This is a genomic window from Azospirillum melinis (assembly GCF_013340935.1).
GTDB classification, from domain to species: Bacteria; Pseudomonadota; Alphaproteobacteria; order Azospirillales; family Azospirillaceae; genus Azospirillum; species Azospirillum melinis.
In genome coordinates, this window is sequence record NZ_WHOS01000025.1 from 1 (window position 1) to 22,121 (window position 22,121).

Consider the following 22,121-nt stretch of genomic DNA (forward strand, 5'->3'; position numbering starts at 1 on the left):
GGGAGGAGGGGGGGGCGGGTTTGGCCGGAACGACCTCGCGGCCGGTCTCCGCCCGTGCTGCGTCCTGGCGGTCGATTTCGGGCACCCCTGCTTCGGGCATCTGCGTGTCGGGCATGGTTCAGCGCCCCCGGTTCTGCTGCTGCCACAGATGCCGGTATTCGGCGCAGCGGTCGAGCAGGAGGGGATGGGGGGCGAGGTCGAGCAGGCGCCCCTGCTCCAGCACGGCGATGGTGTCGCAGCCGGTCAGGGTGGAGAGCCGGTGGGTGACGATCAGCACGGTGCGGCCCTGGGCGATGCGCCGCAAATTGGCCATGACGATGGCCTCGCTGTCGGGGTCGAGCGCCGAGGTCGCCTCGTCCAGGATCAGCAGGCGCGGCTGGGGCAGCAGGGCGCGGGCGATGGCGATGCGCTGCTTCTGGCCGCCGGACAGGTTGCTCGCCCCCTCCTCCACCAGCGTGTCGTAGCCGTCGGGCAGGCGGTGGATGAACTCGTCGGCGCCGGCCAGCCGGGCGGCCTCGACGATCTCCTCGCGGCTGGCCTCCGGCATGGTCATCGCGATGTTGTCGCGGATGGTGCCGCGGAACAGGAAATTCTCCTGCAGCACCACGCCGATGGAGCGGCGCAGATGGGCCAGATCCAGTTCGCGGATGTCGAGCCCGTCATAGCGGATGCTGCCCTCCTGCACCGGGTAGAAACCCTGGAGCAGCCGCATCAGCGTGCTCTTGCCCGAGCCGCTGCGCCCGACCAGCCCGACGACCGACCCGGCCGGCACGGTCAGGGTGACGCCGTCGAGCGCAGCCGGGCGGTTGCGGTCGTAGCGGAAGCCCAGCCCTTCGATCTCGATGCGGCCGATCAGGGCGGGGCAGGCGCCGCTGCCCTCGCGCCGCGGCTCGGCCGGGTGGTTCATCACCTCGCCCAGCATGCGCACCGACAGGGCGGTCTCCTGATACTGGTGGATCAGCGAGACGATCTGGACCAGCGGCGTCACCACCCGGCCCGACAGCATCTGGAAGGCGATCAGCGCGCCGACCGACAGCTGGCGGTCGAAGACGTCGAAGGCGCCGACGGCGACCACCGCCACCATCATCGCCTTCTCCAGGAACTCGGTCACCGTGCGGGCGGCGATGGAGATGCGGCCGACCCGGTAATGGCTGGTCACCGCGCGGGCGGCCTTGCGGTCCCAGCTGCGGCGCTGCTGCGGTTCGAGTGCCGAGGATTTGACGGTCCGCATGCCGTGGATGGTTTCCACCAGCATGGCCTGCCGCTCGGCATCGGCGTTGTAGAGGTCGCGCAGGCGGCTGCGGTAGACCGGCACCAGGGCGACCACCACGCCGGCGATCAGGCCGGCGAACAGCAGCGCCACCAGCGTCAGCTTGACCGAATAGAAGAACAGCACCGGCAGGAAGACCAGCAGCACCAGGCTGTCGAGCACGGTGGACAGCAGGTTGCCGGTCAGGAATTCGCGGATGCGCTCGACCTGCTGCATGTGGCGCACGGTGACGCCGGCCGAATGCCCGTCGAAGAAGGTGATCGGCAGGTCGAGCAGATGGCCGAAGGTACGGTTCAAGAGGCGGATGTCGATGCGGTTGGCCGCCGCCAGCAGGATGAACTGGCGCAGGAAGCGGAAGCCCGCCTCGAACAGCAGGGCGCCCAGCACGCCGATGGTCAGCACCTGGAGCGTGGCGACGGTCTCGTTCACCAGCACCTTGTCGATCACGATCTGGAAATAGACCGGGACGGCAAGGGCGAGCCCGTGCAGCACCAGTGCCGCCACCACCACGTCGCGGAAGGCGGATTTCTGGCGCAGGATCTCCGGCACGAACCAGCGCAGGCCGAAGGGCTGGCGCGGGTCGGCAAGGCCGTGGCGCGGCTTGAGCAAGACCAGCTCGCCGTCCCAGCGCTCCAGGAAGCGGTCGCGCGGCACGTCGATCACGTCCAGCCGGTCGGCCAGCGGATCGACGACGCCGACCATGGGCTCCTCCGCCGGGTCCGCAGGACGCGACAGCCCGACCAGGATGACGGTGTTGCCGTTGGACAGCCGCGCCAGCAGCGGGAAGACGGGGGGAAGGGACTGCAAGCCCTTCCAGTCCAGCCGGCGGGCTGTCGCCTTGAAGCCGGTGGCGGCGGCGATGCGCAGCAGGTCGGCGGTGGAGGGCTCCCCCCTGCCGGGGGCGACGCGGGCGCGCAGCGCGGACGGCGAGGTCGACAGGCCGTGATGGCGCGCCACCAGCGTCAGGCAGCGCAGGGCGGTGCTCTCGTCGTGGTTCGGCGCGGCCTCGGGTCCGGGGGGCGGGGCCGTGACGGTCGTGCTGGCGTCCGGCATCGGTCAGCCGAAATTCGGCGAACGGGGCCGGGTGGGCGGAGTGGCCGAGGCTGCCGGGGCGGGAGAGGCAGGCTGGACCGCGGCCTGCACCGGAGCCTGCACATTGCCCTGGAAGGGCGGAGAGGCAGGGGAGCCGTGAGAGGGAGCGGAAACCGGCACGGCGCCGGAATTGGGCGGCAGCACACCGGCGGCCTCCAGCCGCTGGCGCATGCCCTCCAGGGCGGAGAGGCTGGCGAGGAAGCCCGGCAGGCTCATCACCACCCGCTGGCGGATGGCGGGCAGCGGCTGACCGTTGCCGTCCTTGCGCAGCGCCGACAGGCTGAACAGGTCGATGCGGACCATGCCGTTGCCGAAGCCGATGTCGAAGACCCCGTCGGCATAGAGTTCGGGGATGCGGTCGTCCGGCGGCGGCTCGATGGTCATGATGGTCCCGGCAGCAGAAGGCGGGGCGCCGCTGCGGCACCCTCGCGCCCCCTTTCTACCGGAAGTCGGCGACCCGGACCAAGCCGCCAATGTCCGCAACCGCAAAGAGACACAGGCGACGCCTCCGCTTGCGCGGAGGCGTTTGTCCGTTTGCCTCGATCACCGGCGAGGCCGTCCGGCCTCCTGGCTATCGCGGACACGTGCCCGCTGGGTCGCGGCCCTCCGGCGGCAACAGCCGGTGCCGCTCAGTTGCGGCCGTAGACGTCCTCGAGCCGGACGATGTCGTCCTCGCCCAGATAGGAGCCGGACTGCACCTCGATGATGGTCAGCGGCACCTTGCCGGGGTTCTCCAGCCGGTGGACCGTGCCGATCGGGATGTAGATCGACTGGTTCTCGTAGACCATCACCTGCTCCTCGCCGCGGGTGACGAGTGCCGTGCCGTTGACCACCACCCAGTGCTCGGCACGGTGATGGTGCTTCTGGAGCGACAGGCGCGAGCCAGGGGCGATGGTCAGGCTCTTCACCTGGAAGCGGTCGCCGGTGTGCAGCGACTGGTAGGATCCCCAGGGGCGGTGGACCCGGCGGTGGCTGACGGACTCGCTGCGCCCCTCGGCTTTCAGCCGGTCGACGATGCGCTTGACGTCCTGCGCCTGGGAGCGGTCGGCGACCAGCACGGCGTCGTCCACCACCACGACCACGGCGTTCTCCACCCCGACCACCGCGGTCAGGTGGTTCTCGCTGCGGACGTAGCAGTCGCGGGCCCCCTCCAGCAGCACGTCGCCGACGATGACGTTGCCCTCGCCGTCCTTGTTGCCGACATCCCACAGTGCCGACCAGGCGCCGACATCGGTCCAGCCGATCTCGCAGGGGACGACGGCGGCGCGGTCGGTGCGCTCCATCACCGCATAGTCGATGGAGATGCTGGGCGCCTTGGCGAAGGCGGCGGCGTCCAGACGGAAGAAGTCGAGATCCTTCGAGCCCTGCTCCAGCGCCTCGCGGCAGGCAGCCAGCACCGCCGGGGCGTGGCGCTCCAGCTCGGCCAGCAGGCGGGAGGCCGGGAACAGGAACATGCCGCTGTTCCAGGCATAGGTGCCTTCGGCGAGGTAGCGCTCGGCCACCTCCAGCGACGGCTTCTCGACGAAGGCGGCGACATTGTAGGCGCCGTCGGCCTCGTCCATCGAATGGCCGCGGCGGATATAGCCGTAGCCGGTCTCCGGCCGGGTCGGGGTGATGCCGAAGGTGACCAGCCGGCCGGCCTGGGCGGCGCGGGCGGCGATGGCGACGGCGCGGCGGAAGGCCTCGGCGTCGCGGATCTCATGGTCGGCCGGCAGGATCAGCAGCAGGGCGTCCGGATCGTCCGCCGCGACCGCCAGGGCAGCGAGCGCACAGGCGGCGGCGGTGTTGCGGCCGGCCGGCTCCAGGATGATGCCGCGCGGCGTGCAGCGCGACTGGCGCAGCTGCTCGGCGGCGAGGAAGCGGTGTTCCTGGTTGCAGATCACCAGGGGAGCCGCGAAGACGGCCTCCGCGGCAGCAGCAGCCGGGGAGCCAGGCTGCGCGCTGACCCGCAAAGCGGTGTCCTGGAGCATCGTCCGGTCGGAGCAGAGCGGCAGAAACTGCTTGGGATACAGTTCGCGCGACAAGGGCCACAAACGGGACCCCGTACCGCCGGACAGCAGCACCGGGACGATCTTCTGCGCGGAATTGCCGTTCATCCTGCCGCCATCTGTTGTGTGAGCATGTGGTCGGGCGCCGGCAGCCGCACAGGGACAAAACCTGAGGGCTGGCGCCATGGCGGTTCGTTATAGACCGCGCTTTCCGCCCTTCACAAGTACCCCTCCGAGACCTACGCGACATTCCGACCAAGGGTTACCGCTTTTAGTGAGCATCAGGAAAGTCAGGGAGGAGTAGGCGAAATTTTCTTCGAACAAATCACGAACATCCTGTAGGATTTCCGCATGGTTCAGCGGAGCTACAAATACCGGCTTTATCCGAGTAAGGCCCAGAGCGTGGTCCTGACAGAGATGTTGGGCGCCTTCTGCGATCTCTACAACGCGGCTCTCCAGCAGCGCATCGAAGCCTACCGGCGTCAGCACAAGACCCTGCGCTATTTCGACCAATCAAGCGAACTGAAGGCAGTCCGCGCCATCGACGAGCGCCTCGCCGGCTTCAGCTATTCCGCCGCACAACAGGTGCTCCGCCGTCTGGACAAGGCGTTCACCGCCTTCTTCCGCCGTCTCAAAACCAAGGCCAAGGCCGGCTTTCCGCGCTTCCAGGCAAAGCATCGCTTCGACAGCGCCGAGTTCCGGGTCGGCGATGGTCTGACGATCCGCAAGAGCAAGCGCCTCAGCGTTACCGGCATCCCTGGTGAGATCAAGGTGAAGTGGCACCGCGCCCTTCCGGCCGGTGCGGCGGTGAGGGCCGCCGTCCTCTCCCGTTCGGCCGGCTCATGGTTCGTTTGCTTCCAGATTGCCTTGCCTGATCAGGAGAAGCCGCTGCGCGATGGTGCCGCGGTCGGCATCGACGTCGGCTTGGCCAGCCTGATTGCCACCTCGGACGGTGAGAGCATAGCAACGCCGCATTGGACGAAACACGCGGCCAAAAAACAGCGTCGTTTGCAACGTGCTCTTGCCCGCTGCAAGCGGGGCAGCCGGCGTCGGCTTAAGGCCAAGCAACGGCTTGCCCGCCACAGTGCCCACACCGCCAACCAGCGGCGTGACTTTCTCCATCAGTTGTCCCGCTCTCTGGTGGAGCGCTATGCCTTCATCGCTCTAGAAGACCTGAACGTCGACCGTCTGACCCGCTCGAGGCTAGCCAAGGCGGTTCACAACGCTGCCTGGGGCCAGCTTCGCTCCTTTCTCGAGTACAAGGCTGCAAGTGCCGGTACCCGTGTGGAAGCGGTGGACCCTCGAGGTACAAGCCAAACCTGTCCAGTCTGTGGAGTTGGTGTCGCCAAGACGCTCGCCGACCGCATGCACAAATGTCCGTGTGGCTGCGTGATGGATCGCGACATCGCTGCGGCGACGGTCATCCTGCAGCGGGCACAGGGAATGGGGCCGGGGACCGGCCTTCGGTCGCCAAGCCAGCGGGTTACCGCCTAGCTTGACCGAGAAGCTGTCGCCATTCAGGCGATAGAGTGTTCACCCGACCGGAGCGCCTCATTCTAGGACAGGGGGCGAGACAAGACTCCAAACACCCTCCCCTCCGGCGCCGACCGGTCGGCGTTGAGGCAAGGGTCAAGGTTGGAGTCTTGTCGCGCCCCCTCCCAGCTCCCCTGCCGTCCGGCCCCCGTGGACAGGGGCGGAGGGCGGCTGGAGGCGGATCTGGCAGGCAATCGGGGCAGGTCCGGGCGGGGTGGGGCGCGACAGAACTCCAAATCCGGCTGCCGACAGCATCGGTGCCGAGGGGCGAATCACCGGCGAGTCGTGATCGATTCGCCTCCACGACTCGGAAATCGACGAATCGGAAGCGATTCGGGGTCGAATCGAAATGTCCCGGCTGGAGTCTTGTCGCGTCTGCCGAAAAATCCACAGGCAACGCGGACTATCCGCTGGAGTCTTGTCGCGGGAGTTCTGGAGTTTTGTCGCGCGACTCGCGATTCTCTACTGGAGTCTTGTCGCGCAAACTATTAACTGAATCAAATATCCGTACAAATAGTTTGAGCGACAAGACTCCAAATTGCTGGCACTAACCGACCGTGATATAGCGTTGACCGCAAAGTCGTGCCAAGGTCAGCTCGATATGGGACAGATACACACCCTGATTACCCAGCTGGGACGCGACCAGGCGAAGGCGCTCCAGACGGATCCGGATCAGCGTTCGCTAGTCGATGTGGCTGCTGCCGTCCTCGAAGAGGAGCGGCAGGAGCTTGGCATCACCTATTCGGGTTTTGCGCTGACGGCTCTTCCGCATCGTCGTCTTCCCGATGACCAGCCGTGGGAGCGTCGCGGACATAAGATCCGCTTGCTGATCGAGCCTGGTCGACTGCCGATCCGCAACGGTGGCTTTAAGCTTTACGGTGTTCCGTACGGCAGCCGTGCGCGGATGATCCTGCTGTACCTGCAAACCCGGGCGATCCAGACCGACAGCCGCGAGGTCGAGCTGGGCCGCAGCATGCACGAATGGCTTGACCGCATGGGCCTGTCGGTGGGCGGCCAGACCTACCGCGACATCCGCGAGCAGGCCTCGCGCATCGCCGCCTGCAACCTGACCTTCGCCTGGGAGGACGCCCACAGCATCGGCTTCGAAAAGGGGTCGATCGTCAAGGGCGGCATCCATTTCTCGACCAATGGCGGGGCGGAACCGGGCCAGGGATCGCTGTGGGAAGACCGCGTCCTGCTGTCAGAGGCCTTCTTCCGCGAGCTGAAGGCCCATCCGGTGCCGATCTGGGAGCCGGCGCTGCGCCACATCCAGAACAACAGCACCAGCATCGACATCTATATCTGGCTGGCCTACCGGCTGCACAGCCTGAACCGCTCCACGCCGATCACCTGGCCGGCGGTGTTCGAGCAGTTCGGCGCCGGATACAGCCGCCTGCGCGATTTCAGGAAGCGCTTCATCGAGGCGCTCCAACTGGCGCTTGCGGTCTACCCGGACGCGCGGGTCGATGTGGAAGAGCAGGGGTTGATGCTTCATCCCTCGCCGCCGCCGATCCCGGAGCGCAAGTTCGCACAGCTCTGCCGGTGATTTCGCGGGCGAATTCCGCGGATCGGGCGCTGACGCAGGACGCGTTCGGCGCGCGATCCGCGTCTGCACCCTATCCGTGCAGCCGTCGGTCCCGCGCAGGCAGGGATCCAAATCTCCTGTTCAAGTGCTTGATATGGCTCGATTCCCGCCTGCGCGGGACTGACGGCGTGCAAATATTCTGGACTGGAACGGCAGCCTCACCCCCCCCTGCGACAAGACTCCAAACTCCGCAGCACCCCAACCGCTCAGGGATTGGCGCGCAGCGCTCCGCCCAACGGGGTCAGCAGACGGCGGAGCGTTGCATCCAGAAGGCTTTCATCGAGGCTGCCGGACAGGGCCAGTGCCTGGGGCGGCATCATGAAGAAGGGGGCGTCGCCGGCGGCCCCGCTGCGCTGAAGGGTCGCGGCGAGCGCCAGCAGACGGCACCCCTCCTCATGCCGCAGCGTGGCATGGACCAGCACCAGCAGGGTGCCCGGCTCGGCGATGCGGGCATCGTTGGGGGCGAGCGCCGTGACCGCCGGACCGGAGGCCAGCAGCCCTGACAGCACCGCGGCGGCGCGGCCGCACAGCGCGTCATCCCCGACATCCGTGACCGCGCCGCCCTCGGCATCCACCGCGCAGAGCAGGCCGACGCGCTCGATCCGCTGGAAAAAGGGCAGGGGCGACATAGCTGGCGAATTGGCAGGCGACATGGCGGCGGCCTCCGCGGCGAGGATGAACAGGCTGGCGGCAATCGGCAGCGCCGGGCAGAACCGTCTTGAGATCCATCTCGGGATCCGTCTCATCGCGCCTCCTCCATATCGGTGATGGAACCGGCATCGTCCGGCAGGAAGCCGCCGACCTGACGGCGCCACAGCCGGGCATAGGGGCCGTCGCGGCGCAGCAGGGTGGCATGGTCGCCGTCCTCGAGGATGCGGCCCTTTTCCATATAGAGGATGCGGTCCATGCCGGTGACGGTCGACAGCCGGTGGGCGATGGCGATCACCGTGCGGCCCTCGAACAGGCCGAGCAGCGCGTCCTGGATCAGATGCTCCGTCTCGGAGTCGAGCGAGGAGGTCGCCTCGTCCAGCACCAGGACCGGCGCGTCCTTCAGGAAGGCGCGGGCGATGGCGACCCGCTGGCGCTCGCCGCCCGACAGCTGGATGCCGCGTTCCCCCACCACGGTGTCGTAGCCGGCGGCACGGCCCTCGATGAAACGGTCGCAATGGGCGCGGGCGGATGCCGCGCGGATTGCCTCGTCGCTGGCCCCCTCGCTGCCATAGGCGATGTTGTCGCGGATGGAGCGATGGAACAGGCTGGGCAGCTGCGGCACCTCGGCCACCGCGCGGTTGAGCGAGGCGAGGCTGACCGCGGCGATGTCCTGCCCATCGATCAGGATGCGCCCCCCCTGCAACGGGAACTGCCGGCGCAGCAGGCGGACCAGCGTGCTCTTGCCCGCCCCCGACGGGCCGACCAGCGCCACCCGCTCCCCCGGCCGGATGGTCAGGGACAGGCCGTCGAAGACCGCGCCGTTTCCCGGATGGGCGAAACGGACCTCTTCGAAGCGGATGGCGCCGTCGCCGACGGTCAGGTCGGGGCGGCCGGGCGGATCCGGGATCTCGTGCGGGCGGACGATCAGCTCCAGGGCGCCGGACAGGACGCCCAGCTGTTCGAAGAAGCCCAGCATGCGGGTCGACAGGCCCCAGACATTGGCGCCGACGATGCTGGCCAGCGAGAAGATCATGGCGAAATCGCCGATGCTCATGCGGCCGGCCATCGCCTCCGACACGGCGAGGCCGATCAGGATGATCTGGAAGACCAGCAGGGCGTTGAACAGCCAGAACCACATCTTGGTCAGGAACCAGCGCAGCTCCTTCGACCGCTCGATCTCGCCGGTCAGCGCGTCGGACAGGCCGGACAGCTCCTGACGGCGGCGGGCGAAGGCGCGCACCAGCTCGGCATTGGCGATGATGTCGACCATGCGGCCGGTGGTCGACGACACCTCCTCGGAGAAGGCGTGCGACAGCCGCAGGCAGCGCCGGGCCAGCAGGGCCGACAGGGCCAGATGCGCCACGGTCCAGCCGACCAGCAGGCCGGCGAACAGGGTCTGCGCCGAGGCCAGCAGCGTCAGGCCGATGGCCAGGATGACGACGATGCGGATGATGTCGTTGGTCAGGATCTCCAGGATCTGGATGGCGCTCTGCCCGGCCTGCTTGACCTTCTGGCCCAGGTTGCCGGCGAAATTGTCCTGGAAGTAGCGCGGCGAATGGTCGATCAGATGGTCGAACAGCCGGACCTGGATGGCATGGCGCAAGGCCGGCGAGGTGTGCAGGTCGACCAGCTCGCGCAGGCGGTTGAACAGGGCCGACGCGATCCACAGCCCGCCCAGCAGCAGGAACCAGCGCATCACCTCCGCCGTCCAGGCCGGGGAGCCGGAGGGATGGTTCCCCGGTAGCCCGGTGAGCGCATCGACCAGACCGCGCATCGCCACCGGCTCCATCCCCATCAGCCCGATCCCGCCCGCGGCGGCGAGGTTCAGCAGGATGGCGCGGCCGAGGAAACCGTCGCGCACGAACATCCACAGGAAGCGCCAGGGCGAGGAGGGCAGGGGGGAAGAGGATTGGGACGAGGACAAGGCGGGTCGGCGCTCCGTCGCGCGATGGGCCGGACAGTGCCGGCGGAGAAGGGGAGCTTATAGGCGCAAGGCGGCGGGGGGAAAACGGGTCCTTCCGGCGGACCCTGCTCCGGTCATTTCCCGGCCTGTGTCTATGCCCTTGAGGCGGGTTGCCGGATTCGCCTGTTGACGGTGGAATGGAAACCCTCGAACGCCTCAAGGCCCTGCAGGCGGCGCTCCGTCAGTCGCTGGAACGACGGCGGCGCCTGCTGGACCAGAGCCGCGAACGCCTGCGCCTGACCGAACGGGCGCTGACGGCGTCCCATCGCCTGATGGAGGGTAAGCACCATGCCCCGAATACACCTCCCCCCGGACCAGTCCCCCCCAGGCCAGTCCCCCCTGGAGCAAGCCGAGAGCCGGCGGACTGATGCCGAAGACTGGCGGCGGCGCAGCGAGACGCACCGCAACAGGGGCGAGGAGGACCGCCGTGACGCCGAGCTGAGGCGCGAGAAGGCCGAGGAGGAGCGGGCGCAGGCGGCGGCCGACGAGCAGCGCCTGCTGCTGGAGGAGATGCGGGAGACCGTCCGGCGCTATGAGGACCTGCTGGGCCGCAACGGGCAGGGCGGCGGATAGAGGGGCGGCGGGTGGAGCGCCCTGACTAAGCGGATGGTCTTAGAGTGTGATCGTTTCAAGCGGGATCGCTTGAAACGTGAATCACACGGAAAACCAAAAGCTTAGAGTCTGTCTGGTGCTTACTGAAGCACCAGACAGACTCTAAGCATCGACAGCGGCGACGGATGGTTGCAGGCTGTCGTCCCGTTCCTCCGTTTTCCGGGCATTGCCTTTCCATGCGGATCCTGTTCGTCCACCAGAACACCCCTGGCCAGTACAAGCATCTCGTCCGCCATTTCGCGGCGGATCCGGCCCACCGGGTCGCCTTCATCGGCAAGGTCCGGCGCGAGCTGCCGGGCGGCGTCCAGATGGCGCTCTACCGGCCGACCCGCGAACCGGGGGAAAACACCCACCCCTATATCCGCATGTTCGAAGGGCAGGTCCTGCATGGGCAGGGCGCGGTGCGCGCCGGGCTGGCCCTGCAGAAGGAGGGCTTCACCCCCGACGTGATCTGCGCCCATCCCGGCTGGGGCGAGGCCCTGTTCCTGAAGGACCTGTTCCCGGACGCCCGGCTGCTGCTCTATTGCGAGTTCTTCTATCGGGCCGACGGGTCGGATGTCGGCTTCGACCCGGAAAAGCCGGTGACGCTGGAGACGCGCTGCCGCATCCGCACCAAGAACACCTCGCTTCTGACCGGGCTTGACGCGATGGACTGGGGCGTCAGCCCGACCCGGTGGCAGCGGCAGCAGCATCCCGAGGCCTTCCGCCCGCGCATCTCGGTGATCCATGACGGGGTCGACACCGCGGTCTGCCGGCCGGATCCGGCCGCCACCGTCACCCTGCCCGACGGCCGCACCCTGTCGCGCGAGGACGAGGTGGTGACCTATGTCGCCCGCAACCTGGAACCCTACCGCGGCTTTCCCACCTTCATGCGGGCGGCGGCGGAGTTGCTGCGGCGCCGGCCGAAGCTGCACATCCTGGTGGTGGGCGGCGACGAGGTCAGCTACGGCGCGCCGCCGGAGGGGGGCGGCACCTGGCGCGAGACGATGTGGCGGGAGACGATGCTGGACGCCGCCGGCGCGCCCAGGCCGGAATCGTCGCGGCTGCATGTGCTGGGCAAGCTGCCCTATGACAGCTACCTGTCGGTCCTGCGCATCTCGCGCGCCCACATCTACCTGACCTTCCCCTTCGTCCTGTCCTGGTCGATGCTGGAGGCGATGGCCTGCGGCGCCGTCATCGTCGGGTCCGACACGCCGCCGGTCGCCGAGGTGATCGAGGACGGGGTGAACGGGCTGCTGACCGGTTTCCACGACCCCATGGCGCTCGCCGACCGGGTGGAGACGGCGCTGGACGACCCGGAGCTGCGCGCCGCCCTGTCGGCCGCCGCAAGAAGGACGGCGGTGGAGCGCTTCGACCTCGCCACCGTCTGCCTGCCGGCGCAGATCCGCCTGCTGGAGGATGTCCAGGCGGGGCGGGTGCCGGCCATCCCGGTCCGATGAGAGCCTTGCACCGGGGGGCTGAGTGAATTAACCCGATTGTCAGAAAGCACCGGTTACGGTCGGGGTTCACTTCGGTCCCGATGCGGCGCCCCTCCCGGATCATCCGGCCGGTGGGCACCGGGTGCGGCGGCTTCGGGCGATGCGGCTTCAAAGGACGGAACCGGCGGTGACGACACATTCCAGCAAGGCGGGCGCGACGAAGCCGGGGATTCCTGCGGATGGGTCCGACATGCCGGGCACCGGGCTCGAGGCGGGCTTGCGCATGCTGGACGGCCGGTCGGTCCTGGTGACGGGGGGAACCGGCTCCTTCGGGCGCCGCTTCGTCGAGACGGTGATGCGCCACGCCAAGCCGCGCCGGGTCATCATCTTCTCCCGCGACGAGTTCAAGCAGTACGAGATGCAGCAGCGCATGCCGGCGGACTGGGCGCCGACGCTGCGCTATTTCATCGGCGACGTGCGCGACCGCGAGCGGCTGGAACTGGCGATGCGCGACGTCGATTTCTGCGTCCATGCCGCGGCGCTGAAGCATGTGCCGGCCGCCGAATACAACCCGATGGAATGCATCCACACCAACGTCTATGGGGCGGAGAACGTGGTGCGGGCGGCGCTGTCGATGGGGGTGCGGCGCGTTGTCGCGTTGTCGACCGACAAGGCGGCCAACCCGATCAACCTCTATGGCGCCAGCAAGCTGGCGTCGGACAAGATCTTCATCGCCGCCAACAACCTGTCGGGCGCGCTCGACACCCGCTTCGCGGTGGTGCGCTACGGCAATGTGGTGGGGTCGCGCGGCAGCGTCGTGCCGCTGTTCCGCAAGATGATCGCCGAGGGCGCCGACCATCTGCCGGTCACCGACGAACGGATGACCCGCTTCTGGATCACATTGCAGCACGGCGTCGATTTCGTGCTGTCCTGCTTCGCCATGATGCAGGGCGGCGAGATCTTCGTGCCGAAGATCCCCAGCATGCGCATCGCCGACCTCGCCCGCGCCATGGCGCCGGACCTGCCGCAGAAGATCGTCGGCATCCGGCCAGGCGAGAAGCTGCACGAGGTGATGATCACCGAGGACGATTCCCGCCAGACCTACGAGCTGGACGACCGCTATGTCATCGAGCCGGCCTTCACCTTCTGGCAGCATGCGCCGTACGAGCGGCTGAACGCCCGCCCGGTGGCGGACGGCTTCCGCTATGCCAGCGACGGCAACGACGACTGGCTCGACGGCGAGCGGCTGCGCACCCTGCTGGCGGAAGCGCCCTGATGGCGGGCCCCTCGATGGGGGATTTGCCCTTCCTTCCCTATGGCCGCCAGTCGGTGGATGAGGAGGACATCGCCGCGGTGGCGGCGGTGCTGCGCGGCGACTGGCTGACCCAGGGGCCGACGGTCAGCGCTTTCGAGCGGGCGCTCGCCGCGAGGGTGGGGGCGGCGGACGCGGTGGCCTGCGCCAACGGCACCGCGGCGCTGCGGCTGGCCTATGCGGCGCTGGGCATCGGGCCGGGCGATGCGGTGGTGGTGCCATCTAACACCTTCCTCGCCACGGCGTCGGCCGCCCGCCATGCCGGGGCCGAGGTCGCCTTCGCCGACGTCGATCCCGACAGCGGCCTGATGGGCGTCGCCGAGGCCGAGGCCGCCATCGCCCGCGCGTCCAGGGCCGGCTGGCGCGTCCGCGCCCTCGCCCCCGTCCATTATGCCGGACAGACGGCGCCGATGGACGGGCTGGCGGCGCTCGCGCAGGCGGAGGGGCTGGCACTGGTCGAGGATGCCTGCCATGCCATCGGCACGGCCTGTTCATCAGGGGGCCTTGAAGTGCCGGTCGGCGCCGGCCGGCCGGAGGTGGAGGCGGGATCGCTGACCGTCTTCTCCTTCCATCCGGTCAAGACCATCGCGGCCGGGGAGGGCGGGGCGCTCACCGGCAGCGACCCGGCGCTGATGGCGCGGGTGCGGCGCCTGTGCAACCACGGCATGATGCGCACGCCCGATCCGGGGGAGGGGTTCGCCGATCCCGGCGCCGCCCTGGACGCGGAGGGGAACGTCAACCCCTGGTACTATGAGATGGCGGAGCCGGGCTTCAACCACCGCCTGTCCGACATCCATGCCGCACTGGTGCTGAGCCAGCTCGGCCGGCTCGACCGTTTTATCGAACGGCGGGCGCGGCTGATGGCGCTCTATGCCGAACGGCTGGCGCCGCTGGCCCCGCTGGTGCGGCCGCCGGCCCTGGTGCCCGGGTGCCGGCCGGCCTGGCACCTGTGCGCCGCGCGCATCGATTTCGCAGCGGCCGGACGGACCCGTTCGGCCGTGATGGTGGCCTTGCGCGCCCTGGGCGTCGGCACCCAGGTGCACTATATCCCGGTCCATCGCCAACCCTACTGGCGCCGCCGCTACGGCGACCTCGCCCTGCCCGGCGCCATGAGCCATTACGTCCAGACGCTGTCGCTGCCGCTGTTCCCGGCCATGGCCGACGGCGACGTCGACCGGGTCGCCGCGGCGCTGGAGCGGGTCCTGTCCTGACGGGTGTCCAGCCCGGAACGCGTACGGCCGTTCAGGGTCCGGACGGTTTCGCCCAAGCGATTCCGTTAGCGTTTTGGACAGGATGGACCGATAACAATGGCGTCGTCAGGAGGGCATAGACCTAGGTCGAACGGCTGGAGAGCCGGATGGCCGGGGTCGGGTCGTCCCGAACGCCTCTTCACAGTGTTTCGCGTACGGACCTCCGAATTTGCTTCGCAACACGCTCTGGAATCTGCTCGGCGAGGGGCTGCCCATGGCGGCGGCCCTGCTGTCGATTCCGTTGCTCATCTCCGCCGTCGGGATGGAGCGCTTCGGCGCGCTGACCCTGATCTGGGCACTGCTCGGCTATCTGGGCGTGCTGGACCTCGGGCTGGGACGGTCGCTGGTGCAGGTCGTCGCCGACCGGATCGGCCATGCGGGCGGGCCAGGGGAGACGCCGGAGGAGGCGCAGGCGGGGCAAGGCTCGGCGAATACGGCAGGGATCGCCGGGCCGGCCATCGCCCTGATGGGCGCCATCGGCATCCTGACCGGCGGGGCGGTGGCGCTGGGCGCCGGGCTGCTGGCCGACCGCTTCCAGCTGGAGACCGGCACCTCGCCGGGCGAGATCCGGACCAGCCTGCTGATCGCCGCGGCCATCGTGCCGATCGCGCTGATCTCCGCCGGCCTGCGCGGCGTGCTGGAGGCGCACCAGCGCTTCCGCCCGATCAGCCTGGTGCGGATGACGGTGGGGGTGCTGAACTACCTGAGCCCGCTCTTCGTGCTGCCCTTCAGCCAGAGCCTGGTGCCGGTGATCGCCGCCATCGCCGTCGGGCGCTTCATCGGGCTGGTCGGCTACGGCGTGCTGGCGGTGCGGCAGATGCCGGATCTGCTGCGCCCCGGCCGCTGGGGCCGCCCGAGCTTGCGCGGGCTGTTCACCATGAGCGCCTGGATGATGCTGAACAATCTGGTCGGCCCGGCGATGCTCTATGCCGACCGCTTCATCCTGCTCAGCCTGGTGCCGGCGGCGATGGTCGCCTTCTACACCACGCCGTTCGAGCTGCTGTCGCGGCTGATGGTGATCCCCGGCGCCCTGTCGCTGGCGCTGTTCCCGCTGGCCTCCAGCCTGTTCCGGCGCGATCCGCCGGCGCTGGGCCGCATCCTGGATGCCGGCGGCCACCTGACGCTCGCGGTGTTCCTGGCGATGCAGGCCGCCACCATCGTCGGCGGCGAGACGGCGCTGGAGCTGTGGCTGGGGCCGGCCTTCGCCGCCAACAGCGCCTCGGTGCTGTCGATCCTGATGCTGGGCGTCTTCTTCAACGCCACCGCCTATGTGCCCAACACGCTGATCCAGAGCGTCGGCCGCGTCGACGTGACGGCGCGCCTGCAGCTGGCCGAACTGCCGGTCTATCTCGGCGTGCTGTGGCTGCTGGCCGAGCGCTATGGCGCGGTCGGCGCCGCCGCGGCCTGGAGCCTGCGCACGGCGGTCGATTGCGGGCTTCTGCTGGTTCTGCTGCCGCGCGTGGCGCCGGGGACGGGGACGGTGGCGCTGACCATCGGCCTGCGCGCCCTGCTGGCCGGGGTCGCCGGGCTGGCCGGGCTGCTGGTCGGCGGGCCGGTGGGTGCGGCGATCAGCCTGACCGGCCTGCTGGCGGTCGGGCTGGGGGTCGCCGGCCGGCTGCTGCGCACCCGGTCCTGGGAAAAGCTGGCCGCGCCGCTGCGCAAGAACCGGGCGGTCCCGTTGCCCGCCCCGCTGCCGGCGCCGCGGATGAACGGGCAGGCCATCGACGGAGCGGCGGCGGACCGCCCGTAACATCCCGATCAGGGCATGGCCGTTCACCCGGAGGGGGCGGCCACGCTCAACCGCTGCGGCGCGCAGGTGGTTCCTTTGCCGCCGAAAATGCGCTATGTGAGCGGAAACTCTGTGCAACGCTGGTTGGAGTTCGAAGGCCATGGCCGAGGGTACTGTGGACTATTATGCGATGGTCGAAGAGGCTTGGCAGCTCAGCGACACCGCGCGCGATTACGTGAAGAACGCCGGCCGCGAGGTGGACAACACCGAGCTGTGGGAAAAGGTGTTCGCCCCGTCGGCGCTGATCGACCTGGAGCGCACCCGCGCCGAAGGCGGCCAGCCGCTGCAGAAGATCTTCTTCAAGAACCCCTACGGCCTGCAGTACCGCGCCGACCACAAGGACTGGATCCCGTTCCGCCACGGCGCGCTCGACCCGGCCTATCTCCAGGTCATCTGATCCGCGTCATCCGGTTGGCGTTGTCTGATCGGCCCTGACCCGGCGGCCGGTGCCGTTTGCGGTAGGGGTTTGGGGGAGCGTGCATGGCACGGCTGGTGGCGGGGCAGGGCTTCGCCCTCGATCTGGATGAGGCCCGGCTGGCGAACGGTTTCGTCGCCGATGCCTTCACCACCGTGCCGGATGCCTCCTCCATCGCCGCCGGTGCCGGCAGCCAGACCGTCGCGCGCACGGTCGCCGGCCGGGCGCATGCCGCCACGCTCGACTATGCCGCCGCCGGCAGCGGGGGGGCGGCGTCCGTCCGCTTCACCGGCCTGACCGACCGCGATGCGGCCGGGCTGTTGCGCTATCGCATCGAAGGGCTGGATGTCGCCCTGACCGGCGGGACGCTCGACCGGCTCGGCGCCCGCATCTTCCAGCAGATCGACGGCTTCGTCGGGGCGGACGGCAACGACAGCGTCTATCTGGGGATTCCGGGCGGGCGCAGCTTCGACGGCGGCGCCGGCACCGACCGCGCCATCTACACCGCCGACCCGCGCCGCTATGCCGCCCAGGGCGGCAGCCACCGCGCCGAGACGCCGGTGGTGGTGGCGCTGGACAGCCGGCGCTATGCCGTGGTGTCGAGCCGCAACACGGATATCCTGACCGATGTCGAGCTGCTGACCATCGACGGCCGTACCGCCGCTCCGGCGGCCTTCGCCTTCGATGCGCGCAGCTATCTGGCGGCCAACCGCGACCTTGCCGCCGCCTTCGGCGACAACGCGATCGCCGCGGCGGCCCATTACGCCTGGAACGGCCGGAACGAGGGGCGCAGCCTGGGCGGCTTCGACGCGCTGGGCTATCTGGGCGCCAATCCGGACGTGCTTGCGGCGGTCGGCCTCGATGCCGGGGCCGCCATCCGGCATTATCTGGCCTATGGCGCCCGCGAGGGGCGGACGGCCGGCTTCGACCCCTACGGCTATCTCGCCTCCAACCCGGACATGCTGGCCGCCGTCGGCATCGATCCGGCCGCGGCGGTGGTCCATTACGCCCGCTTCGGCCGGGGTGAGGGGCGCGGCGTCACCTTCGACGCCGCCGCCTATCTGGCGGCCAACACCGATGTGGCGGCGGCCACCGGCGGCGACGCCACCGCGGCCACGCTCCATTACCTCTCCTTCGGCCGCAGCGAGGGCCGGCCGCTGCGGGTGACGCCCGGCCGGTCCGTTGCGCCTGCCGCCGAAGGGCTGGCCATGGCGGCAGCCGCCCCGGCTTGGGCGGCGGACCAGCTGATCCCGCAGGGTGCGCCGGTGGCGGTGACCGGCACGACCGGCAACGACACGTTGAGCGGCAGCGCCGCCTATGATGCGCTGGGCAACCCGATCAGCGACGCGGTGGACGGGTTTGCCGGGATCGACAGTTTCGTGCTGACCGGCGCGCTCGCCTCCTACAGCCTGTCCTTCGACGGCAGCGGCAACCTGCAGGTCAGCGGTCCCGACGGCACCGACACGCTGACCGGCATCGAGCTGTTGCAGGCCACCGATGGGGTCTATCCGCTGGGGTCGCTGGTCGGCTTCTCCCAACCCTCGCTGAGCGGCCTGACCGTCTCGGTCGCGGCCACCACCGGCAACGACTATCTGGTGGGCGGGCCTCAGAACGACGCCATCGGCGGCGGCGGCGGGAACGACACCATCGCCGGACTGGCCGGCAACGACACGCTGTTCGGCAATGCCGGCAACGACGTCCTGCTGGGCGGCGACGGCGCCGACCAGCTGGAGGGCGGGGCCGGCAACGACCTGATGTTCGGCGGCGCGGGGGACGACCTGATGCGCGGCGACGTGATCGACGTCGTCGGCAACGACACCCTGCTGGGCGAGGACGGCAACGACTGGCTCGACGCCGGGGCCGGCAATGATTGGCTGGACGGCGGCGCCGGCAACGACACGCTCTATGGCGGGCTGGGCAGCGACGTGCTGCGCGGCGGCAGCGGCGACGACGTGCTGTTCGGCGACGTCTATTCCGACCGCAGCCACGAGATCTCGGTCAATCCCAACGACACCGTCACCGGCTACGAGGACGTGCTGCTGGGCGGCAACGGCAACGACACGCTGATCGGCGGCTATGCCGCCGACCTGCTGGACGGCGGTGCCGGGGCGGATGTCTTCTCCATCCGCAACCTGACCGAATCCACGCTGGCCGCCCCCGATGTCATCATCAACTTCAATGGCGCAGTCGTGGCGGCGGAGGCGCTGAAGGGGCTGGCGAGCTATGCCACCGCCGGTGCCGAGGGCGACCGCATCGACCTGTCGGAGATCGACGCCATCAGCGGCACCGCCGGGAACGATGCCTTCACCTTCATCGGCACCGCCGCCTTCAGCGCGGCGGGCCAGCTGCGCTATCAGGCATCCGGTGCGGTGACGCTGATCGAGGGCGATGTGAACGGCGACCGGACGGCCGATTTCCGCATCCAGGTCAACATCGCCAACTACAGCTTCTCCGCCTTCGACTTCGTGCTGTAGGCGGGTGGCGGCCACTCTCATGATGTTCACCCTTATCAGGCCCGAGCGGTTCGAGCAGGAGATCAAGAAGAGCCGCTTCCTGGCCCAGGCCGCCCCGGCCGGCAGCGAGGAGGAGGCGCGCCGCTTCATCGCCGCGTGCAGCCTGCCGGACGCCGGCCACAATTGCTGGGCCTTGCGGGTCGGCGACGTCTATCGCTTCAGCGACGACGGCGAGCCGGGCGGCACGGCAGGGCGGCCGATCCTCCAGGCCATCGAAGGGCAGGGGATGGACCGGGTCGCGGTGGTGGTCAGCCGCTGGTTCGGCGGCATCCTGCTGGGGGCGGGCGGGCTGGTGCGCGCCTATGGCGGCACGGCGGCAAGCTGCCTGAAGGCGGCGGAGCGCGAGCCCATCGTCGCCTATGCCACCCTGTCCGTCGCCTGCGGTTTCGCCGAGGAGGCGCGCATCCGCTCCAGCCTCGGCAGCTTCCCCGGCACGCGGGTGGAGACCACCGGCTTCACCGCCGACGGGGTTCAACTCCAGGTCACGCTTCCCCGCGACCGGTCCGATGCCTTCGTCCGGCTGGTCACCGACATTTCCCGCGGGCAGGCGGTGGTCGAGCGCGGCGGGGAGTGAGCGGGGGCGGACCGGCGGAAATGGTTTTTCCATAAGCATTCTTATGTGTTTTGCGCTGCCCCTTGCGGGTAGGCACGGCAGGGCTGAAAGCCAGGAGGCCCTCGCCGTCCGTGCATGAGGAGTACGGAGCAGGCGCGTTGCCCGGCCAGGCGTGGGTTGCTATTGTTCCTCCGGTAGTATCGGGAGGATGAATGACCACCGCCGCATTGCACGCTCTGAACCGCTTGTCCAATACGGCGATCAGCACCGATCCTTTCCCCCATCTGGTCGTGCCGGACTTCCTGCCCGCCGACCTCTACGCCCGGGCCTGCGCCCAATGGCCGGAGCCCGCTGCCTTCGGCATCCTTCAAGCCGGCGACCTGCCGTCGCGCCATCAGGTGCCGCTGACCGAAAGCTGGCTGGCCCGCTGCGACGGGAAGCAGGCGGCGGTGTGGCGCGACGTGCGCGACTGCCTGTTCAACCCCGCCATTGTCGCGTCGATGGCCGAGCGCTTTCCCCAGGTCCGCGACAAGCTGGGCTGGGTCGATGCGCCGCCGGTGCCGAACATGCGCATCATCGAAGACCATACCGGCCACGCCATGCTGCCGCACACGGACATCGAGGCGACGATGTTCTCCATGCTGCTTTACATGCCGGCAGACGGCGGCCCGCCCAACCCGCAGGCACCCTCTCTGGGCACGGCGCTGTACCGTCCCCGCGATCCCGATTTCCGCGGGCGGGGGATGGACCGCTACCCGCGCGCGGATTTCGAGCTGGTGGCCCAGGCTCCCTACCGTCCCAACCATCTGCTGGCCTATGCGCCGTCCGACCGCTCGTTCCATGGGGTGGAGCCGGTTGCGGCCCCCTGCGAGCGGCGGTTGCTGATCGCCTTCGCGGTGGTGGAGACCCGCCCTCCGTCACGGCGCGGCGCGGTTTGAGAATGGCCTGCCGTCACAAGGACGTCAGCACAAGGGGGTGTCAGCACTCTGCCGGCTGCCTGTCCAGTTGAGTCTCCAGGCCGTTGATCGCCTCGGCCCAGGCATAGGCGCCCCGGATCGGATGCAGATGGTGGTCGCGCGGGTTGGGGCTGCGGTAGGCGTCGGCGATCAGGCCGGTTCCGGCATCGAGGACATGCGCGGAAATGTCGGTATAGGGAATTCGCCGCCGCGCCGCTTCCGCCGCAAGCAGCCGGTTGTAGCGCATCGTCAGCTCGGTGCGGTCGCGCAGGCTTGCGGTCACCGTGTGGCGCGCGCGCGCCACGGCACCTTGGCGATGTCCATCGGGAATGGTGGGAGGAACCGCTCCGGTCACCACGACCCGGCTGTAACCGGCATCGATCAGCGTGTCGATGAAACAGGTGTAAGCCTCTATGGACGCTGCCAGCTGTGCGTCCACCGATTCGCCCAGCGTCTGCGCCCGCCACCAGATGACGAAGCCGCAATCGACCTCGCCGAGCTGGAGGACCGGCACGACGTCCGGCAGGGCGGGCAGCAGCGTCTCCCGGAAATGGGCGATGGCCTGGGTGTGGCTTTCAGGATTGCGCAGCCCGACGGCCGTGGCGCCGGGGACGATGAGGAACCGGGACGGGCGGCGGAGCAGACCGAGCGTGGCGGCGGTCTCAAAAGCCTGCACATGACTGTCACCGACGAAATACCAGCTGTGCATCGCCCGCCCCTGCCCGTCTTGCCGCTCACCATACCGGCATCCCGGCAGAAGCCAACGGTCCGGGTTGCAGGTCGGAGTCCATGGCCGGCGATGCGCTGGGGGGAGCGTTGTCTGCGCAACCCCCGATGGGGTTGGGGTCGAATATTGCGCCGCTGAACTTTGGAGCCTTGTCGCGGCTCCCTCTTTATTTCGATTCCCTTTGTCACGGTCCGTCTTGTGGCGGTTCCGGGCCAAGCCTCCGGCCGGAACCGACATACCACTTTTTCGTGTGCGAAAAAAGGTTCCCTATCAGAAGGCGGATTTTTTGGAATATCTCTGGGTGGTATGGAGAAAAGACGAAATCTCCGCATGTGCATGAGCCTGCCTTCTTTTTATTTAACTGCAAGTCTCCCCCATTCTTGCCGGAGATACTCCGCTTTATTGAGTTGTGGATGGCGAAAACCTCCTCACATTTGGGTGAATACGGCCGATTGGCCTCAATAATCATCACCGAATGCGGTCTGGACCGACGG

Annotated in this window: 17 protein-coding genes; 11 read left to right on the forward strand and 6 right to left on the reverse strand. The window is 68.8% G+C overall.

The annotated features are described in order from the left end of the window. Positions 1-118: 118 nt before the first annotated feature. From GBZ48_RS18945 to GBZ48_RS18955, 3 genes are all read right to left on the reverse strand, one after another. Positions 119-2,323 (reverse strand): peptidase domain-containing ABC transporter, encoded by a 2,205-nt coding sequence (locus tag GBZ48_RS18945; RefSeq protein ID WP_174472422.1) that lies wholly within the window; start codon positions 2,321-2,323, stop codon positions 119-121. A gap of 3 nt (positions 2,324-2,326) precedes the next feature. After that, positions 2,327-2,746 (reverse strand): hypothetical protein, encoded by a 420-nt coding sequence (locus tag GBZ48_RS18950; protein WP_174472423.1) that lies wholly within the window; start codon positions 2,744-2,746, stop codon positions 2,327-2,329. Positions 2,747-2,991: 245 nt separating this feature from the next. After that, on the reverse strand, positions 2,992-4,458 hold the full coding sequence (locus GBZ48_RS18955) for a mannose-1-phosphate guanylyltransferase/mannose-6-phosphate isomerase (RefSeq protein WP_174472424.1): 1,467 nt from the start codon (positions 4,456-4,458) through the stop codon (positions 2,992-2,994). Positions 4,459-4,701: 243 nt separating this feature from the next. On the opposite strand from GBZ48_RS18955, the gene GBZ48_RS18960 reads away from it, so the two are divergent. After that, entirely contained in the window at positions 4,702-5,844 is a 1,143-nt protein-coding gene (locus GBZ48_RS18960; protein ID WP_174472425.1) for an RNA-guided endonuclease InsQ/TnpB family protein, read from the forward strand. A 640-nt stretch (positions 5,845-6,484) separates the two neighbouring features. Beyond that, positions 6,485-7,429: a replication protein RepA gene (locus tag GBZ48_RS18965; RefSeq protein ID WP_174472426.1), complete on the forward strand. Its 945-nt coding sequence runs from the start codon at positions 6,485-6,487 to the stop codon at positions 7,427-7,429. A 245-nt stretch (positions 7,430-7,674) separates the two neighbouring features. On the opposite strand, the gene GBZ48_RS18970 is transcribed toward GBZ48_RS18965, so the two are convergent. Together GBZ48_RS18970 and GBZ48_RS18975 are read right to left on the reverse strand one after the other, a co-directional pair. Further along, a complete protein-coding gene (locus tag GBZ48_RS18970) occupies positions 7,675-8,214 on the reverse strand; it encodes a hypothetical protein (protein ID WP_174472427.1) in 540 nt (179 codons plus the stop codon). Beyond that, positions 8,211-10,043: an ABC transporter ATP-binding protein gene (locus GBZ48_RS18975; RefSeq protein WP_174472428.1), complete on the reverse strand. Its 1,833-nt coding sequence runs from the start codon at positions 10,041-10,043 to the stop codon at positions 8,211-8,213. Before GBZ48_RS18975 ends, GBZ48_RS18970 begins: the two co-directional genes overlap by 4 nt. Positions 10,044-10,370: 327 nt before the next feature. Between GBZ48_RS18975 and GBZ48_RS18980 the strand changes: the two genes are divergently transcribed. The 9 genes from GBZ48_RS18980 (at position 10,371) to GBZ48_RS19020 (ending at position 20,882) form a co-directional block, all read left to right on the forward strand. Then, entirely contained in the window at positions 10,371-10,655 is a 285-nt protein-coding gene (locus GBZ48_RS18980; protein WP_174472429.1) for a hypothetical protein, read from the forward strand. 215 nt (positions 10,656-10,870) lie between these two features. Then, complete coding sequence (locus tag GBZ48_RS18985) at positions 10,871-12,133, forward strand: glycosyltransferase family 4 protein (protein ID WP_174472430.1); 1,263 nt, start codon at positions 10,871-10,873, stop codon at positions 12,131-12,133. Between the two features lie 229 nt (positions 12,134-12,362). Then, positions 12,363-13,388 carry a UDP-N-acetylglucosamine 4,6-dehydratase (inverting) gene (gene pseB / locus GBZ48_RS18990; protein WP_174472431.1) on the forward strand — a complete coding sequence of 342 codons (1,026 nt, stop codon included), beginning with the start codon at positions 12,363-12,365 and terminating at the stop codon, positions 13,386-13,388. After that, the gene (gene pseC, locus GBZ48_RS18995) at positions 13,388-14,635 is read left to right on the forward strand and encodes a UDP-4-amino-4,6-dideoxy-N-acetyl-beta-L-altrosamine transaminase (protein ID WP_174472432.1); all 1,248 of its coding nucleotides are present in this window, start codon (positions 13,388-13,390) and stop codon (positions 14,633-14,635) included. The genes pseB and pseC overlap by 1 nt, the downstream gene beginning before the upstream one ends. 208 nt (positions 14,636-14,843) lie before the next feature. Next, a complete protein-coding gene (locus GBZ48_RS19000) occupies positions 14,844-16,424 on the forward strand; it encodes a flippase (protein ID WP_174472433.1) in 1,581 nt (526 codons plus the stop codon). Between the two features lie 139 nt (positions 16,425-16,563). Continuing rightward, positions 16,564-16,860 carry a hypothetical protein gene (locus GBZ48_RS19005; RefSeq protein WP_174472434.1) on the forward strand — a complete coding sequence of 99 codons (297 nt, stop codon included), beginning with the start codon at positions 16,564-16,566 and terminating at the stop codon, positions 16,858-16,860. 83 nt (positions 16,861-16,943) lie between these two features. After that, positions 16,944-19,352, forward strand: a complete 2,409-nt coding sequence (locus tag GBZ48_RS36760) for a calcium-binding protein (protein WP_174472435.1) — start codon at positions 16,944-16,946, stop codon at positions 19,350-19,352. A gap of 19 nt (positions 19,353-19,371) precedes the next feature. Further along, entirely contained in the window at positions 19,372-19,965 is a 594-nt protein-coding gene (locus GBZ48_RS19015) for an IMPACT family protein (RefSeq protein ID WP_209798308.1), read from the forward strand. A gap of 191 nt (positions 19,966-20,156) precedes the next feature. Further along, on the forward strand, positions 20,157-20,882 hold the full coding sequence (locus tag GBZ48_RS19020) for a hypothetical protein (protein WP_174472436.1): 726 nt from the start codon (positions 20,157-20,159) through the stop codon (positions 20,880-20,882). Positions 20,883-20,922: 40 nt separating this feature from the next. Here GBZ48_RS19020 and GBZ48_RS19025 read toward each other — a convergent pair whose 3' ends face one another. After that, positions 20,923-21,609 carry an SGNH/GDSL hydrolase family protein gene (locus GBZ48_RS19025; RefSeq protein WP_174472437.1) on the reverse strand — a complete coding sequence of 229 codons (687 nt, stop codon included), beginning with the start codon at positions 21,607-21,609 and terminating at the stop codon, positions 20,923-20,925. Positions 21,610-22,121 lie beyond the last annotated feature (512 nt).

Bases quoted from the DNA above. Each gene is read 5' to 3' on its own strand.
- GBZ48_RS18945 (WP_174472422.1), bottom strand. From the start codon at position 2,323: ATGCCGGACGCCAGCACGACCGTCACGGCCCCGCCCCCCGGACCCGAG.
- GBZ48_RS18950 (WP_174472423.1), bottom strand. From the start codon at position 2,746: ATGACCATCGAGCCGCCGCCGGACGACCGCATCCCCGAACTCTATGCC.
- GBZ48_RS18955 (WP_174472424.1), bottom strand. From the start codon at position 4,458: ATGAACGGCAATTCCGCGCAGAAGATCGTCCCGGTGCTGCTGTCCGGC.
- GBZ48_RS18960 (WP_174472425.1), top strand. From the start codon at position 4,702: ATGGTTCAGCGGAGCTACAAATACCGGCTTTATCCGAGTAAGGCCCAG.
- GBZ48_RS18965 (WP_174472426.1), top strand. From the start codon at position 6,485: ATGGGACAGATACACACCCTGATTACCCAGCTGGGACGCGACCAGGCG.
- GBZ48_RS18970 (WP_174472427.1), bottom strand. From the start codon at position 8,214: ATGAGACGGATCCCGAGATGGATCTCAAGACGGTTCTGCCCGGCGCTG.
- GBZ48_RS18980 (WP_174472429.1), top strand. From the start codon at position 10,371: ATGCCCCGAATACACCTCCCCCCGGACCAGTCCCCCCCAGGCCAGTCC.
- GBZ48_RS18985 (WP_174472430.1), top strand. From the start codon at position 10,871: ATGCGGATCCTGTTCGTCCACCAGAACACCCCTGGCCAGTACAAGCAT.
- pseB (WP_174472431.1), top strand. From the start codon at position 12,363: ATGCCGGGCACCGGGCTCGAGGCGGGCTTGCGCATGCTGGACGGCCGG.
- pseC (WP_174472432.1), top strand. From the start codon at position 13,388: ATGGCGGGCCCCTCGATGGGGGATTTGCCCTTCCTTCCCTATGGCCGC.
- GBZ48_RS19005 (WP_174472434.1), top strand. From the start codon at position 16,564: ATGGCCGAGGGTACTGTGGACTATTATGCGATGGTCGAAGAGGCTTGG.
- GBZ48_RS36760 (WP_174472435.1), top strand. From the start codon at position 16,944: ATGGCACGGCTGGTGGCGGGGCAGGGCTTCGCCCTCGATCTGGATGAG.
- GBZ48_RS19015 (WP_209798308.1), top strand. From the start codon at position 19,372: ATGATGTTCACCCTTATCAGGCCCGAGCGGTTCGAGCAGGAGATCAAG.
- GBZ48_RS19020 (WP_174472436.1), top strand. From the start codon at position 20,157: ATGACCACCGCCGCATTGCACGCTCTGAACCGCTTGTCCAATACGGCG.
- GBZ48_RS19025 (WP_174472437.1), bottom strand. From the start codon at position 21,609: ATGCACAGCTGGTATTTCGTCGGTGACAGTCATGTGCAGGCTTTTGAG.